We start from the raw sequence: 16,239 nt of genomic DNA on the forward strand, positions 1-16,239 counted from the left end.
CGCCCGGCGCATCTCTGGGCCTAACACCTACAAATTAACCGTCCCGAATTCAAAAGGAACACCGGAGCAAGCCATTCCGGTGTTCCTTTTGCCATTGTTGCCTGGCAGGACAAGCATTACACTTTGCAGTTAGTAACCGGTCCGAAATAATTATCCGGCAAATACTGCAGGCATTACACAGACCGGCTTGGACAATTCCGCCGTATTTCCTGTGAAGGTTAACCGCCCGCCGGCAGCATCCAGTGAGAAGACCACCAGATTATTGCCGTCCCGGTTGGCTACAATCAGATAGGCTCCGTCCGGCGTGACCGTGAAGTGGCGCGGATGCCCCCCTCTTGTGGATACATGCTCCACCAATGTAAGCTCAGCCGATGCCGGATTTACAGCGTAGACCACAATACTGTCGTGGCCGCGGTTAGAGCCGTACAGATATCTGCCATCCTTGGAAAATGCAATTTCGGCACAGCTGTTATTCTCTGACGGGTAACCTTCCGGAAGTGTCGATACCGTAAATGCCGTCTGCAGAGTCCCTGCATCAGCATCATATAGGAAGGAAGTTACGGTGGAATCCAGCTCATTGATCACATAAGCGGATTTGCCATCCGGATGGAACACGAAATGGCGTGGTCCCGCTCCTTCATGCAGTACAGTATCTCCAAGCGCTTCAAGCTTCTTCGCTTCTTTGTTAATCCGGTAGGTCCGGATCAGATCCAGCCCCAGATCAGATACAAACAGGAAGCGCTCATCCGGACTGAAGATGGCCGAATGCGGATGCGGCCGGTCGTGGCCCGGAAGATCACTATGTCCGGTATGTACTGCAATATCCGTCAGGGCTTCGGGTATCCCGTCTGCATCCAGGGTGAGCAGTCCTACCGTTCCCCCGTGATAGCTGCATACTACAATATGTTCGCTTTCAGCATCTCTATTGATATTACAGGTCGTGGTTTGACCCGTGCCTGCGGCAGGCATCGTCGGAGTCCGCTTCAATTCAGTCAGCTTGCCGGTCTTCGGCTCAATCGCGAAGGTTACAATCTCTCCCTCTTTGCCGCCCTCCCCACTTGGCTTCTCGCCAATCGCATACAGCTTCAGCCCGGAAGGGTCCACATTTACGAACGTCGGGTTCGTTATGCCATCAGCTGTATCCAGCCTCTCAAGTGTACCTCCGGCTTCACCGTCAAAAGCAAACACCTGAACTCCGCTCTCCTCAGCCGTTGCATAAGAGCCGGTAAACAACAGCAGCTTCGTATTCTCATTCATCTGGGTAATCCTCCTCCAACTTGTGGTTATGGATGCATATCAGCCATCTATATAATTTACAGTTTTTCGTGAGGTATGACAAATGCAACGGAAAAAATGACAAAAAACATTTCAAAAATAAGACTTCTCAAAGCAAAAAGAGTATGCTATAATGAAAGCGCTAACATCAATGTTAATTATGTATAAAGGGGGAACACGAATGAGCAGCCTGCTGGAAGCCAGAAATGTATATGAGGACTTCGAGGTGGAGACAGACATTCTGTTCTTTAAGGTCGGGGACCATGACCTTGTCATTTTTCACGGCAGAAACTACAACATTAAAAAGAGAATGACTGCCGAGCAACTGAACCGCTTATTGTCGAGTAACAGCTATTATCATGTGTACGGGGGCTGCTACGTTAACCTGAACAAGATCAGCTCCATCGAAGATGACTGTATCTATTTCGGTGAAATGGGCTTGTATGCGAAATCTGTACGCGTTCCCAGACGCAAACAGGAAAGCATCCGCCATCTGCTGAGAGGGCTTAGCTCCTGAGGCGGATACATATCCGCTGCCTGCTAATCCGTAGAATACAGCACGGAATTATTTTTACGCATTCAATGTCTCTCTCATCTGGCCGGAGCGCGCATGGGGAAACCTATTGCTGCTCCGGCTTTTTCCTGTTTCTTAATGGAATATTAAAAAGTTATTATGCTTTTTTATACTTTCTTAAGGTTTGGAATTCTGTTTTCTGGTAAAGTTGTAGAAAGACAGGCACCACCTATATTGAAGGGAGTCATTAATTATAATGGACAAAAAAGATTTTAACGAAAATGGACAGCTTGAAAACGGCGGAACGCCGCCGGAAGAGAACGACACTTCTGTAGTTACCCCGGAAGATGGAATTGAACCTGCGGAGGCCGTATCTGAACCTCAGGCTGAAGTAATTATTCCGGCAGAACCTGTACAAGCTGCAACCGAAAGCTCCAGCAGCGTGCACTCTCCGAAAATTGAAGAAAGCGTTCCCGTGATGAACAAGGTAGGCGACGGTACTCCTCCTTCGAAGCCGGCAGCACCTGCAGGCGGCAAAGGCTGGATGATCGCCTCCATCATATTGGCAGCGGCATTAATTGTAGTCCTGATTGTGCAGCCTTTCAAGAAAGACGACAGCAAGATCGCTGTTGCTACCGTTAACGGAACGGATATCACGAAAGCACAGCTTTACGATAAATTGGTTGAAGCAGGCGGCGAATCCACGCTGCAGAACCTGATTACTACCACTCTCGTGGATCAGGAAGCGAAGAAAGCCAACATTACCGTAACCGATGAAGACATTAACCAGGAGATCGCAGATCTGACCACCCAGTTCGGCGGTGAGGAAGCCCTGAATTCTGCTCTGCAGCAGAGCTCCATGACTCTGGATGACCTGAAGAAGCAAATGCCTTTGCAGGTTGAGATCCGCAAGCTGGTTGAACCGAAGGTTACCATTACGGATGAGGACATCTCCAAATACTACGATGAGAACAAAGCAACCTTCAATCAGGAAGAAGAAGTTCGCGCTTCACACATCCTCGTTGAAACCAAAGAAGAAGCTGATGCCATCGTCAAACAGCTGAAAGACGGAGCAGACTTCGCCACACTCGCTAAAGAGAAATCTGCAGATACCGGTTCCAAAGACAAAGGCGGAGACCTCGACTTCTTCAAACGTGCCGATATGGTTGCTGAATTCTCCGATGCGGCCTTCAACATGAAGGTTGGTGAAACCAGCGGTGCTGTGAAGACCGATTACGGTTACCACATTATCAAGGTTACTGACCGTAAAGAAGCACATGAATACACGCTTGCTGAGAAAAAAGAGGAAATCACCAAGACTCTGAAAGCGCAAAAAGTCTCGGAAATGTCTTCTACCTGGCTGGCTGATTTGACCAAGAATGCCACCATCACCAATACTTTGACCGATACACCTGATGCATCCGCTACTCCGGCAGCATCTGCCGCACCAGATGCCAGTGCAGACCCTGCTGCTGCAACAGAAGCTCCAGCCAAGTAATCTATTCATTCCTGCATAATACACACATACCTAAAGAGGACAGGCGGATTCCCGCCTGTCCTCTTTGCTTGTCCGGCCTTAGGCCCGGACGCAGCTGTCAATGATTTTTTTTACGGATCTGTTTGTCGTGATTCTCGCCCCACTCCTTGGCCTGTGCGGTTGCAATGGCAATCGCCCGCCCCTCCTCATAACCATCCTCAAGCAGCGCATTGGCAATTTCCACAGCCTTGTTGCGCACAGGTGCAGTGAAGTTCTTCAGAGAATCCGGATAGTCTCCTTTATTCCATGGCATAACAAAAACCTCCTTGATCTGACTATACTCATACTTAGCCGGATCAGGGAGGTTCTAAACCATTTATTGTAATGTTTCCTTATTTAATGACTTTCACACGCTCTTCAATCGGCTGGAATTCTTTCTCTCCCGGAGGGGTTACAATGGTACCGAACGGCAGCTGTGCAATCAGCTTCCACTCTGCCGGAATACCGAATGTTTCTTTGACTTCATCGTCAATCAGCGGATTGTAATGCTGAAGCGAAGCGCCCAGACCCTGTTCTGCGAATGCTGTCCACACTACGAACTGCAGAATTCCTGAGGACTGGTTGGCCCAGATCGGGAAATTCTCTGCATACAGCGCGAAGTTCTCCTGAAGATGCTTCACCACCGCCTGGTCTTCGAAGAAGAGCACGGAGCCGTAACCGGCTTTGAAAGAAGCTAATTTCTGGGCAGTGCCTTCGAATTGTTCAGTCGGAACGATTTTACGCAAGGTTTCTGCAGTGATATCCCACAGTTTATCATGTTGTTCACCCAGCAGGACCACGGCTCTGGAGCTCTGGGAGTTGAAGGAAGTCGGGCTATGTAATACTGCCTCTTCAACGATCTTCTGGATCTGTTCATCAGAGATTGGGGATTCTTTGCTGATTGCATATACGGAACGTCTGCCTTTTACCGCTTCGAAAAAGTTCTTAGACATAAAATAACTACCTCCATTTAATTAAGTAACTTACTTTTATAAATCTTAACACTTTTCCTACCGGAATACAACTCTTATTCACAACTTTTTCCTGTCTGCTTACTTATGCTTATATATCAGCTCTTAGTGTCGCTGTATTCGCAGTAATTATGCGCCTTCCACTATTTTCTATAAGCTGATCTTCACGTTTAGAAACATGGCACTAACTTTTCGTATATACAACCTGTCAATAAATACGCTACAATGATTCAGCAAAAGTGCAGAAAGAAGGTCATTTATGAGCTCCCCTCTTAAGGATGGAACTAAACGAACAATGAAATTCACATTATTAATACTGCTAAGTTCTGCCTTGATTCTAAGCGGCTGCAAAGACACAGCTTCGACATCATTAAATGCAGCGGCCGCGGTTACAGCACCTGAGACAGCTATAGATTCCACTGCGCCTGTGTCCTTCTGGGTCGCTACCGATACACATTATCTGGATAAAGCGCTTGAGGATGGCGGCCAAGCCTTCCAGACCTATGTCACGGGCGGAGACGGTAAGATGCTTCCCTACAGTGATGAATTAACTGAGGCTCTTGTCTATGATGTGGAACAAAAGAAACCTGAATTCCTCATTCTCAGCGGCGATCTCACCAACAATGGTGAAGCAAGCAGCCATAAAGAGTTAGCCGCGAAGCTGCACCGGATTGAGGCAATGGGCACCAGCGTATATGTTATTCCCGGCAACCACGATATCAATAACCCTTGGGCCAGATCCTTTGACGGTGACAAGCAGGTGGTTGCAGATCATATTAATGTGGAGGATTTCCTCGCGACCTATGAGGATTTCGGTTACCATGAGGCGCTATCCCGGGATGCTGACAGCCTAAGCTATGTGGTTAAGGCCGCTCCAGGCCTCTGGCTTCTGATGATTGACAGCGCCCAGTATGCACATAATGAAGAATACAATTTCCCGCAGACAGACGGGCGGATCTTACCTTCAACCTTGTCCTGGATGGATGAGAATGTGAAGCTGGCCGCACAGGAGCATGCCTCGATCATTACTGTAATGCATCATAATCTGTTAAGTCACACCTCCATGGCGGTATCCGGCTTCAAGCTTAACAACAGCCAGGAAACCATGAAGACACTCCGCAAGGATGGCCTCAATCTGGTCTTATCCGGGCATATCCATATGCAGGATATCCGCCGGGACCCTGCCGAGGATTCTATTGATCCGGCCATGCCTGTATACGATATTGCTACAAGCGCAATGGCGGTTAATCCCCATCAGTACGGCGCGATGACGTTTGACCCGGTCTCCCGTGCTTTTACCTATAATACGGCCGCAGTCGACGTGGAGGGCTGGGCTCAAGCGAAGGATATTACCGATCCTCATCTGCTGAACTTCAAATCGTATGCTGAAGATACCTTTGCAGGTGAATCTTATGAGAAGGCAATGACCAGACTGAAGGATAGCACCTTTACAGAAGCTCAGAAGCAGTCAATGGCTGAGGTCATGTCCAAGCTGAACGTGAAATATTTCGCCGGCACCGCCGCTGACTCACTGGACGAGATCCAAGCCATGCCGGGGTACAAGCTGTGGGAGAGTATGGAGGGCGGATTCATGTCCGGGTATATCCGCAGTATGGCCGAACACTCCGGACAGAGCAATGTATCGCTGGAGATGGTTCTGACTACACAGTAAGCGACATTATTTAGAGAGGAGCATGCTTAGTGGCAGATACTCATGAATCCCCTCCAGGCAGCAGCCTGCCTGAGATAATCTCCAAGCCGGCGCACCGGGCGCTGGCCGGAGCCGGTATTGTAAACCTGGAGCAGCTAACCACAATTACAGAAGCAGAGCTGCTGAAGCTGCACGGTATGGGTCCTAAGGGCATCCGTATCCTCCGGCAGGCGCTTGCAGACAAAGGGCTTGATTTTGCCAAGTAAGCTGGTGTAGTGTGACGCTCAACGTGATACATCAAACAGCGGCAGCCATGGACGGGATGAAGTCCTGAGCTGCCGCTGTTATGTTGTACTGGCTTAGCTAGAGACATGAGCCAGCTTTAACTGTATTTTGTACAACTAAAGCTTGCCCACATGCCTCAGAAGGAGTTTTAATTGCACTCTGTACACTTATATAATTCTTTTTTGCCGAAGAAGAATATTTTGCTCAATTTTAATTGTACAGAATCCAGTTATTCCTGCACATCCGGGTTTTCTCCGCCTTTTAATTGTACAGAATACAGTTATCTGCCATGCGCTCCATACCGCCTGCTTGAATTCTTCATTTACTTATAAGCGCTGCCACAGAGAAAACCGCCAGAGAGAAAATCAGGCAGAGCGCTTCAATTTCTTGTGTAATATAATAGATGGCTCCGACAACCCCAAGCCCCGTTGCATTGGAGATAACAAGCCGCTTTACCAGCGATTCCCCGGCAAATCTGATGACAGCAAATTGAAGAATACTAAGCAGGATATGCAGAGGGTATAGAATTAAAAAGAACAGCACAAACACGACGAATCCGCCAGGGCCACTGATATATGAGGTCTCAGACACTAATGAATTATCGATGCCCGTGACCATTATGCCGTATAACACACTTAACACTGGCGAGATGAGGCAGATATTCATTAAAAGTTCCCTTTTAGCTTTGTCCATGTTCTAAACTCCATCGAGTAGGAGGGGGCGGCAAGCCCCCGTCCTCTCACACCACCGTACATGCGGGTCCGCATACGGCGGTTCCAAAAGGTTAACAAAGTTCCAGATAGCGTGAAAGTAAACTCTTCAGCCCTTTTGCTTCCCAATAGGAAGTCGAAAGGGCGTTATTCGTGTTCCGGGACATTTCCCACGCGCCTCGCCGCGAGTTGGCCATCTTAAAACAAGCCCACTTTGGAACCCCGAGTGCTCGAAGCTCGCGGATTCGTGTACGTACTCGTTTCCACTGTTTCCACAGACACATTCGAAGTCTCCTCCGAATCCACTGGTCCAGTGTTTGGAAGTGTGTCTTCGCCGAGGCTAGACGGAAATAACCGAGCCAACCCATCAGATAGCGGTTCAGTCGGTAAATCCTTTCTTCCATGGAAATGGACCAGGTACGTTTCGTTAGCTCTCGAATTCTCCCTTTAAAAGCTGCGAGACTCTTCGGAGCAATCCGAATCGTTGCCTGTTTCTGGCTCAGGAAACTGAATCCTAAGAACTTTCGGTGCCAAGGTCTCGCTACCGCACTTTTCTCCCCGTTTACTTTCAGTTTTAGCTTTCCTTCTACAAACCGACTTACCGATTCCATGACACGCTCGCCTGCTCGTTTACTCGCCACAAAGATATTACAGTCGTCCGCGTAGCGTACGAATCGCAAACCTCGCCCGGTCAGTTCCTTGTCCAGATCATCCAATAGAATGTTTGCTAGAAGCGGACTAAGCGGACCGCCTTGTGGCGTTCCCTCCCGGCTACGCTCCCATTTTCCATCCACCATAACTCCGGCGTTTAAGTAAGCACGGATTAGCGTCAGCACTCTTTTGTCCTCCACTTTCCGCGCCACTCTTGCCATTAGCATGTCGTGGTTTACCTTGTCAAAGAATTTCTCCAGATCCAAATCCACGACCCATCTGAGGCCGCCTTGGATATATCTTTGGGCTTGTTTAACGGCGTCATGCGCGCTCTTCCCCGGCCGAAAGCCGTAGCTGTACCACGAGAATTGTGCGTCAAAGATCGGGTTCATGACTTGTAAAAGTGCTTGCTGGAGGAAACGGTCCATCACAGTCGGGATGCCTAGCTGCCGTACACCGCCTCCAGGTTTGGGGATTTCCACCCGTTTGACTGGCGCAGGTCTGTAAGTTCCCGTCAGAAGTTCAGTTTTCACCGATGCCCAGTGCGTATTCAGGTAAACTTGTAGATTCGCTACCGTTACACCGTCCACACCGGGCGCTCCTCCATTTTGCACCACTCGTTTGTAAGCGAGTCGAAGGTTATCTCCTTTGAGCATTTGCTCCAGCAAGTTGTTCTGGTCTTCGCGAGAGGAAGGGACGACTTGTGCCGACGAAGAACTCGGCGCTCCGGCATACCCTGACGGCTTCACCGCTTCTCTTTGCCGCAAGCTCCCTTGCGAGATATTCTGCTGTCGTTGCTCTTCATGCGAACGCATCGCTTTCCTCTCTCCTTTCGGTTCAGCCCTTCCGTAAATTGTTGCAACAGCTTACGTACTATGGCTTCTGCTGACTCCTGCCAGTTCAGCGCAGCCTCTCAGCTACGGTTACAAGTTTTTTTTCTTGCTTATCTGACAGGTCTCCCCAGATAAGAACGTCATCTGTCTGCCCGCGACCACTGGAGTATACCGCGCCAGCCCTTGGCGGCTTTGGATTTCGTCATGTTTAGGTGACTCATCCGACTGACACAGCCTCAAATCCAGTTCGTGTACCTTGGCCCGTGCTTTTGCCTCCGGCTTCCTTCAGATTCCACCTCACGGTGGACACCCTTGCCCTTGGCTAACGGTAGGCGCTCGCCAGCCCCCGTTCGGGACTTTCACCCTAAAGATGACGCCCATGCTGGGCGTACTAACAGAAGTCTCTCATCCACATCGTGGAGAGAGACTTTCTTTCTGAAGTCCGCAGTATTATTTATTTCGCGGTTACATCTTTGATTCCCCTCAAGATTCTATAAACTGCAAAGCACGTCTGGTATGATAATCAGAGATTCCCTTTGCAGTCTGCTGATCCGGATAACCTCTCTGGACCAGCTTTAAGCCAGCCGAGATCAACGAAAGATGATGATGATATTGATAGAACAGCTTCCTGTTTACATCGAGATTATCATTCTTCAGATACCGGTAGAAATCACCAAAACGGAATTCCATAAAACTGTGCTCGTGCTCAATATCGTAGAATCCGGCTCCTTCAATATCAATCAAACAGGGTTCAAGCTGATCCGTAACCAGCACATGGTTAGGACCGAGTTCTCCATGGATATATCCATAACGGCTTCTGCGTTCTACTCTTGATTCAAGTTTGTACAGCATATCGAGCAGCTTACCCTGATTCCTGCGGATAACATCAATATATTCAGAGGCATATGACAACTGAATTATAGCATTTTGCAATTGGATAAGATGACATTGTCCCGAACTTCGCTCTGTTTGATCCGGCTTCCCGTAGATATCGCTTTCCCCCGCATGCATGCCCGTAATCATGTCTCCCAGGCGTTGGAAGATAGTATCCTTAACCCTGGAATCAGAATGATTGAAATAGGCCTCGGCAGCTTGCCCGGTTACATACTCAACAAGCGCATAATCAAAATCATAAGGATTCCTGTCCTTATTCATATCATAGAGGGCAGGCGTCCGGATAGATTGTTCTAGTAAGTATCTGTTGTTTATCTCAAATTGTTCACTGCCGTAGGATTGCACATTCGTATTCTGATTCACAATTTCTTCCTGAAAATAATTCATCGTAATATCCCACACATACAGAACGCAGGAAAATCCATTAGTGCAGTCTATCTTATAGACCACCTTTTGCGCGCCTCCATGCATCTTTGTAACCATTGCAACACAATAACTTGTGCCAAAGACCTTCTCCACATACGCCTGTAAGGCAGCAGGATCGAGATGACAATAATTTTCCAAGGAACAACACTCCGCTTCTTCATTTATTGCCGGCTACCCCACTGTATTATATTTTCCGGAAAAAATATAGACTGTTTCTTTCGTTTCTGTTATTATGTTGAATTAGGTCTTGAATAAAATCGGCATACAAAACAGTCTCTGGAATCATTCCAGAGACTGTTTTGTATTTGCTGTATTTTCCCGGATATAGCCCCTGTTCGGTTTGAGTGCTCATGTGCTAATCTCCCCGCTGACTAATATACTCCAAGTAACATTCCGCCCGCTGAACCAGCTACAACGACTACCCAAGGCGGAAGCTTCCAGAAAACCAGCATAATAAATAGAATGGCGGCCAGCGCGAAATCCATCGGCTCCACAATAGCAGAAGTCCACAGGGGATCATACAAGGCAGCAAGTAATAACCCAACAACAGCTGCATTAATTCCGGCCAGGGCTCCCTGAATTTTCAGGTTTTTTCTTAAGCTGTTCCAAAAAGGAAGTGCGCCGACTACGAGAAGAAAGGCCGGTAGGAAGATGGCGGACGTGGCAACGATTGCCCCGGTAACACCTCCGGTCAGGGCCCCAAGGTAACTTGCAAAAGTGAACAACGGACCCGGAACTGCTTGCGTGGCTCCGTACCCCGCCAGGAAATCTGCTTGGCTAACCCAGCCTGAAGGAACTACTTCTCTTTCCAGAAGCGGAAGCACAACATGTCCGCCGCCGAATACCAAAGAACCGGAACGATAAAAGCTGTCAAATATCGCCAACCCTCCGGTCTCTGCAGTTCCTCTTAATAAAGGGAGAGCTACTAAGAGACCAAAAAATAATAGTAAACAGAGAATAGCAAAGGTTCGGCTGATTGAAACGTGAAGGTTTGCTGTGCCTTCCGCAGTTTTTTTGCGATAAAGCCAAACCCCAACTATGCCAGCTGCAGCAATTGTAAGTACCTGGCTGTAGGCTGTCTGCCAGGACAATGTAACAGCTGCTCCAATAACAGCGATGGTTACTCTTTCCCGGTCAGGTGTCAGCTTTTGCCCCATTCCAAGAATAGCATGGGCAACAACCGCCACAGCAACGATCTTCAGTCCATGAATCCAGCCTGCACTGCCTATATCATATCCTTGAAGCAAAAAGGCAAAGGCAACCAGCGCAATGACAGAAGGTAAAGTAAAGCCTAGCCACGCAACAACCCCTCCCAGCAAACCTGCTCTTACAACACCGATACCGATACCAACCTGGCTGCTCGCCGGACCAGGGAGAAACTGGCAAAGAGCTACCAGATCAGCGTAGCTCCGTTCATCCATCCATTTCCGGCGGCGTATATACTCATTGTGAAAGTAACCCAGGTGAGCGATCGGTCCTCCAAACGAAGTAAGACCCAGTTTAGCAGATACAAGCAGTACTTCAAGAAGAGCCCCCGCTCTCCCCTTCTGAATATCTTCCGGTACCCTCTGCTCATCCGTCTGCATTTACATTGCCCCCTTGATTTTGAACTGCACAGCTAAACTTTACTGATTAGAGTATCCAGCATTTCCTTGCGTCCGCTTAACTCCCTGAACGGTCCACACCATACAGCTTCTTCATATGCTCAATATGAGAAACTCCCCAATCATTCAATACCTGCAGCACAGAACTTAATCCTTTCCCATATTCCGAGATTGAATATTCAACCTTTGGCGGGATCTGATTGTACACTTCACGGTGAACGATATCGTTATACTCAAGTTCTCTTAATTGCTGGGTGAGCATCTTCTTGTTAATATCCGGAATGGATTTCTGCAGTTCTCCGAATCGCATGGTGCCTTTGTTCATTAGCTGCAGCAGAATAACAGGCTTCCATTTCCCGATCAGAATGTCCAGTGCCGATTCAAACTTACAATACGATTCCATAGCCTCCAGCTCCTTATCCTGCGTATGGTTACTTATTCTTAACTATGTTTATTAAAAGTGCCTACTTTCGCGTATCGCTTCATTGGGGCTATTATACCAGTAACAGACAGCAAAAACGTATCAGGAGGAGTCATTTATGAATACTGCATTATGGATTGTACAGGGAATTGCAGCAGCAGGTTTTGTATATTCGGGCTGGCTTAAGGCCTTTCGGTACGGGCAGGCGAAAAAATCCTGGGGATGGGTATCGGATGTTCCCAAGGCATTAGTGGTCTTTATAGGGGTAGCCGAACTATTGGGCGCACTTGGATTGATACTTCCTTATGCGCTGAATATTGTACCTGTGTTAACGCCGGCTGCCGCAGCAGCCCTTGCAGTGACTGTCCTGTGCGGCGCCCTTTTTCATATCAGACGCAAGGAATACCGGGAGATCGGCGTGAACATCTTCTTTATCGTGTTGGCTCTAATTGTCGCGGCTGGACGGTTCTGAACGAGAAAGTCAAGATAGTCCTACTCAGCTTACAGATGATCCATCCAGATATTCCAGGACAGAAAAACGCAAACCGCCGCCATTACAAAAAAAACAGCAGAAACCCGGGTGTTTGAACGGAAATTAACGCCATAGGCTGTAAAAAAGATTGCTGCTGCTAATTTAGAGGTAAGCTGATAATAACCATTTTGCGGAAAAGAGGAGCTGCTAAATATAACGGCCGCAAGCAATGTGGTAATAATAAGAATCTTAAACCACAGTGGTTCTGTTAAGAATTGTTTGTAGATTAGAATGATCCGCTGCATGCTAGCCGCCCTTTCATTTATCTGAAATTTTATCCTTTTCTTTAATTTCACTATACCTGAATATAAAAAAAACCGGAACCACCTAATTTCTTAGGGGTTCCGGCTTCATGCTTACCTCTTTAACCTTACGGACGGTCAATCCAGATATATCCGTCTTCATCCACTTCAACGGTAGCATGTAGACCTTGTGCCAGAACACGCAGCGGCACATAAGCATCTCCGTATTCATCCACGAATACAGGCTGTGGAAGCTTAACGGTAGCGCCGGCAATCTGTGCCTGTGCGGAGCCGATTTTGAATACCAGCAGATCGCCGTAGACATCATCGGTTACATTAATCGCGCGATTAGCCGCATCCCACTCAACAGAAGCATCCAGGTCCTCTGCAATATAGCGCAGCGGAACATAAGTGGTGCCGTTGTCCACGATAGGATAATAATAATCATCATCCGGTGCCATCATCAGGCTCTTGGACGTAATCCCCATATCATCCTTGAGCAGGTTGTAGACCGCAGAACCCTGTTCAAAGCTTCTCAGCGTCTCACCCGGAGTAAGCTGCGCTGAGGAGAAATCAATGCCGCCGGTTGTGCTGATCGGATCAGCAGTTACAGGACCATTCACGTTCCAGGTCTCTGAAACCAGCTTCACATTGATACTCTGCAGCGGCAGATCTTCACTGGCCGGAAGAGCAACCTTAAGATCAATATTCTGCTTACGGACATGGAAGCCGCTGTCTACGAACAGATCTACGGTCAGCTTCGTGTCCTTACCAAGAACAGTCTTCAGTTCAGGAGTGCTCTCATAGAGACTCTCGAGCTGCTTGTCGTAGACCAGCAGTAGAGCATCCACTGCCAGCTTGGCAGCATCATGCGCTACAGTGACTACGCCTTCTTTGTCATCCAGCGGGATCTCTCCGAAGCCCAGACTATTCAGATCTTCACCTGAAGCCTCCAGCAGCGGATACAGATAATCATAGAGGCCGCTGATCAGGGCAGTGAAGCCTTCAGTGTCTTTGGAGATCGATCTCAGGAAGCTCTTCAGCAACACCGGAAGCTCTTCACCAGTAATTTCGGTATGTAGCTTCGTCAAGCTCGTCTGCTGGCCATATACAGATTCCGATACCGAGGCAACCGTAATTGCTCCAGGATTCGGCAGGTTCTTCACCACGAACTGGGAGATCAGCTTGGAGAGCTCCAGTGTCTTCGTCTGATCCAGACCTTCTATGCCGAGTGTGTCTTCATATCCCTGAATCGGGAAGTAGAACGGTTGCTTGGCTCCTTCAGCGGTAAAGACAATATTCGCCTGATCCATGAAGAAGGAGAAAGGAATTTTGGATTGCTTATACCCTAGAATTCCCGATGCCGAGACATTGCCGTTGTCCTGCAGCTTCACATTTCCAAGCGTGAGGGATAATGAATTAATAAGATCGACAATCTCCTGATCCTCCGCACGGAGGCCTACTGCAGGAACAGCGCTTAAGCTAAGCGTCGTACTTGATTCTGAGGACTTCACATCGAGATCCCCGAGCAATGCCTTGTTGACATCAAATCCGCCGACGGTTTGGCAGCCTGCCAGGATCAGCAGCAGTGCGAGAAACGGCACTATCCATTTGGTTCTTGCTTTCATTTTCTTCATAGCATGTCTCCTCTAGCTCATAATGTGGTAACGTATCCATCATCTCAAAGGAGGAAGGATTTGTAAATGTAGAGGTCAGATTCTATTCCCCCTTCATAGGGTAAATAAACTCCGCCACTCTATAGATACCCAATCTTGGAAAAAGAGAATCTTTACCAACGCAAGTACCGCTAAATGTGCGGGATAAAATGACCACCAGACCCAGCGCGGCAGCCGTTTCCGCTCCAGTAATATCCAGAAGCCCGGAGTCAGCGCAATGAGGATGGTAGGGACTATACTGGCCATCTGCACCAGCCAGTTATAATAGAACAAATAGAATACGTTCAGTGCAAAATGTGCCAGCACAAGCCAATACGAGCGGGTATAACGGAAAATCAGCACCAGAAGCAGCCCGTACGCATTATAATCCAGCGGCAGAATATCCATGAGCAGCACCGCAAGGATAACTACCGGAATCCCGTACCACAGCTTCGGCAGCTTATCGAGCAGCGTCAGCACGGCAGCAGACAGCAGGAGGGTGAACACCACATTCCATCCGCCGGGGTCCAGCGCCAAATTGTACGGAATCTGGGCAAGCAGGGCGATCACCAGCAGCCGCCGCAGATAGCGGGGTCTCGATGAAGTATGTATATGCCCTTGCACCAGCGCGTAGCAGTAAATCGGAAAAGCAATTCTCCCCACTACCCTCCAGGCAAGCTCGCCCGGGAAAAAAATATAGCCGATGTGGTCGATCAGCATGGTCAGCATGGCAATAATCTGCATCTGTGGCCTCCTGTCACAGTTATGTATTAGTTTACGCCTTAGATGCTATTATCCATGGCCGGGCGGGATGCTGCAAGTGTTGCAAGGGATCTTTATGTCAAAAAACCAGAAATGCCCCTGCCTGGGAGCAATTCTGGAGGCTATTCAAACTTAAGCCGTCTTCGACTTATTATAAATATCAAAGCCTACTGCCAGCAGCAGCACCAGACCTTTAATGCCCTGCTGCCAGTCTACGCCGAGGCCGACGAGCGACATCCCGTTATTCATAACCCCCATGACCAGACCGCCGATGATTGCGCCGACCACGGTCCCGATCCCGCCGGAAGCGGATGCTCCGCCGATGAAGCAGGCGGCGATGGCATCCAGCTCGAAGTTGGTGCCGGCTTTGGGTGTAGCCGAGTTGAGCCGTGCAGCGAACACGAGCCCGGACAATGCGGCAAGCACCCCCATGTTAACGAATACCCAGAAGGTGACACGTTTGGTTTTGACCCCGGAGAGGCTTGCCGCCTTCTCATTGCCGCCCAGTGCATAGATATGCCGGCCCATCGTCATGTGATTCATGACGAATGAATAAATCGCGATCAGTACCAGCAGAATGACGAGGATGTTCGGAATCCCGTTATATTGGGCAATGACATAAGTGAACAGGTTGATTACAATGACCAGTGCCGCCGCCTTGCCAACCGAAATCCACACCGGGGATTGTTCGAAGCCGTATTTGAGGGTGATTTGGCGGCTGCGGTATTCCTGATAGACAACCAGAACGGACAGGATGACTCCGATGACCAGGGTCAGCACATTCAGCGAACTGCCGCCGGCAATATCGGGGAGGAACCCCGAGCTGATCTTCTGAAAAGCCTTGGGAAACGGTGCAATGGATTGTCCATTAAGCACGATCATCGTTAGGCCCCGGAACAGCAGCATCCCTGCCAGGGTGACGATAAACGCGGGGATTTTGATATAAGCGACCCAGAAGCCCTGCCATGCACCGACCAGAGCGCCCATCAATAGCGAGAGAATCACAGCTAGCACAGGATTCATCTTCATATCGACCATCATAATGGCCGAAAGTGCGCCGATGAAGGCGGCCACCGAACCTACTGACAGATCAATGTGCCCGGTGATAATGACGAGTACCATCCCGATGGCGAGCACCAGAATGTAGCTGTTCTGCAGAATCAGATTGGTTACGTTCAGCGGCTTCAGCAGAATGCCGTCCGTCATAATTTGAAAGAAAATAGAAATAAAGATCAACGCAATAATCATGCCGTATTGGCGGATATTCTTTTTGAAAAGTTCAGTAATGGCTCCCATG

17 protein-coding genes are annotated in these 16,239 nt (G+C 48.7%); 5 read left to right on the forward strand and 12 right to left on the reverse strand.

What is annotated here, in order from left to right; all coding sequences use genetic code 11:
* Window positions 1-150: 150 nt before the first annotated feature.
* Window positions 151-1,257 (reverse strand): lactonase family protein, encoded by a 1,107-nt coding sequence (locus NYE33_RS25550; RefSeq protein WP_042136662.1) that lies wholly within the window; start codon window positions 1,255-1,257, stop codon window positions 151-153.
* A 199-nt stretch (window positions 1,258-1,456) separates the two neighbouring features.
* On the opposite strand from NYE33_RS25550, the gene NYE33_RS25555 reads away from it, so the two are divergent.
* Both NYE33_RS25555 and NYE33_RS25560 read left to right on the forward strand, forming a co-directional pair.
* Window positions 1,457-1,792: a LytTR family transcriptional regulator DNA-binding domain-containing protein gene (locus NYE33_RS25555; protein WP_039298093.1), complete on the forward strand. Its 336-nt coding sequence runs from the start codon at window positions 1,457-1,459 to the stop codon at window positions 1,790-1,792.
* Window positions 1,793-2,045: 253 nt separating this feature from the next.
* The gene (locus NYE33_RS25560) at window positions 2,046-3,287 is read left to right on the forward strand and encodes a peptidylprolyl isomerase (protein WP_341068167.1); all 1,242 of its coding nucleotides are present in this window, start codon (window positions 2,046-2,048) and stop codon (window positions 3,285-3,287) included.
* A gap of 97 nt (window positions 3,288-3,384) precedes the next feature.
* On the opposite strand, the gene NYE33_RS25565 is transcribed toward NYE33_RS25560, so the two are convergent.
* Window positions 3,385-3,579 carry a hypothetical protein gene (locus NYE33_RS25565; protein ID WP_039298089.1) on the reverse strand — a complete coding sequence of 65 codons (195 nt, stop codon included), beginning with the start codon at window positions 3,577-3,579 and terminating at the stop codon, window positions 3,385-3,387.
* Between the two features lie 79 nt (window positions 3,580-3,658).
* Window positions 3,659-4,258, reverse strand: coding sequence for a nitroreductase family protein (locus NYE33_RS25570; RefSeq protein ID WP_042136658.1), 600 nt, complete (start codon window positions 4,256-4,258; stop codon window positions 3,659-3,661).
* A 313-nt stretch (window positions 4,259-4,571) separates the two neighbouring features.
* Here NYE33_RS25570 and NYE33_RS25575 point away from each other — a divergent pair, with 313 nt between their 5' ends.
* Window positions 4,572-5,948 (forward strand): metallophosphoesterase, encoded by a 1,377-nt coding sequence (locus tag NYE33_RS25575; protein WP_341068169.1) that lies wholly within the window; start codon window positions 4,572-4,574, stop codon window positions 5,946-5,948.
* 29 nt (window positions 5,949-5,977) lie between these two features.
* Window positions 5,978-6,193, forward strand: coding sequence for a DNA-binding protein (locus NYE33_RS25580; RefSeq protein WP_042136656.1), 216 nt, complete (start codon window positions 5,978-5,980; stop codon window positions 6,191-6,193).
* A 337-nt stretch (window positions 6,194-6,530) separates the two neighbouring features.
* On the opposite strand, the gene NYE33_RS25585 is transcribed toward NYE33_RS25580, so the two are convergent.
* The 5 genes from NYE33_RS25585 to NYE33_RS25605 all read right to left on the reverse strand — a co-directional run bounded on the left by NYE33_RS25585 (window position 6,531) and on the right by NYE33_RS25605 (window position 11,733).
* Complete coding sequence (locus NYE33_RS25585; RefSeq protein ID WP_341068171.1) at window positions 6,531-6,905, reverse strand: hypothetical protein; 375 nt, start codon at window positions 6,903-6,905, stop codon at window positions 6,531-6,533.
* 91 nt (window positions 6,906-6,996) lie between these two features.
* Window positions 6,997-8,388, reverse strand: coding sequence for a group II intron reverse transcriptase/maturase (gene ltrA / locus NYE33_RS25590; RefSeq protein ID WP_081969899.1), 1,392 nt, complete (start codon window positions 8,386-8,388; stop codon window positions 6,997-6,999).
* A gap of 501 nt (window positions 8,389-8,889) precedes the next feature.
* Window positions 8,890-9,819, reverse strand: a complete 930-nt coding sequence (locus NYE33_RS25595) for a phosphotransferase (RefSeq protein ID WP_076245547.1) — start codon at window positions 9,817-9,819, stop codon at window positions 8,890-8,892.
* A 278-nt stretch (window positions 9,820-10,097) separates the two neighbouring features.
* Complete coding sequence (locus NYE33_RS25600) at window positions 10,098-11,312, reverse strand: chromate transporter (RefSeq protein WP_042136652.1); 1,215 nt, start codon at window positions 11,310-11,312, stop codon at window positions 10,098-10,100.
* A 76-nt stretch (window positions 11,313-11,388) separates the two neighbouring features.
* Window positions 11,389-11,733 (reverse strand): winged helix-turn-helix transcriptional regulator, encoded by a 345-nt coding sequence (locus tag NYE33_RS25605; protein WP_042136651.1) that lies wholly within the window; start codon window positions 11,731-11,733, stop codon window positions 11,389-11,391.
* Window positions 11,734-11,869: 136 nt separating this feature from the next.
* On the opposite strand from NYE33_RS25605, the gene NYE33_RS25610 reads away from it, so the two are divergent.
* On the forward strand, window positions 11,870-12,223 hold the full coding sequence (locus tag NYE33_RS25610; protein ID WP_042136649.1) for a DoxX family protein: 354 nt from the start codon (window positions 11,870-11,872) through the stop codon (window positions 12,221-12,223).
* 29 nt (window positions 12,224-12,252) lie between these two features.
* Here NYE33_RS25610 and NYE33_RS25615 read toward each other — a convergent pair whose 3' ends face one another.
* From NYE33_RS25615 to mmsB, 4 genes are all read right to left on the reverse strand, one after another.
* On the reverse strand, window positions 12,253-12,528 hold the full coding sequence (locus NYE33_RS25615) for a hypothetical protein (protein WP_042136647.1): 276 nt from the start codon (window positions 12,526-12,528) through the stop codon (window positions 12,253-12,255).
* Between the two features lie 125 nt (window positions 12,529-12,653).
* Window positions 12,654-14,162: a copper amine oxidase N-terminal domain-containing protein gene (locus NYE33_RS25620; protein WP_341068172.1), complete on the reverse strand. Its 1,509-nt coding sequence runs from the start codon at window positions 14,160-14,162 to the stop codon at window positions 12,654-12,656.
* Between the two features lie 93 nt (window positions 14,163-14,255).
* Window positions 14,256-14,924 carry a TraX family protein gene (locus tag NYE33_RS25625; RefSeq protein WP_340946306.1) on the reverse strand — a complete coding sequence of 223 codons (669 nt, stop codon included), beginning with the start codon at window positions 14,922-14,924 and terminating at the stop codon, window positions 14,256-14,258.
* Between the two features lie 150 nt (window positions 14,925-15,074).
* A complete protein-coding gene (gene mmsB / locus NYE33_RS25630; protein WP_042136644.1) occupies window positions 15,075-16,238 on the reverse strand; it encodes a multiple monosaccharide ABC transporter permease in 1,164 nt (387 codons plus the stop codon).
* Window position 16,239 lies beyond the last annotated feature (1 nt).

This window comes from Paenibacillus sp. FSL R10-2199, from assembly GCF_038000235.1.
Classification (GTDB): Bacteria; Bacillota; Bacilli; order Paenibacillales; family Paenibacillaceae; genus Paenibacillus_AQ; species Paenibacillus_AQ phytohabitans.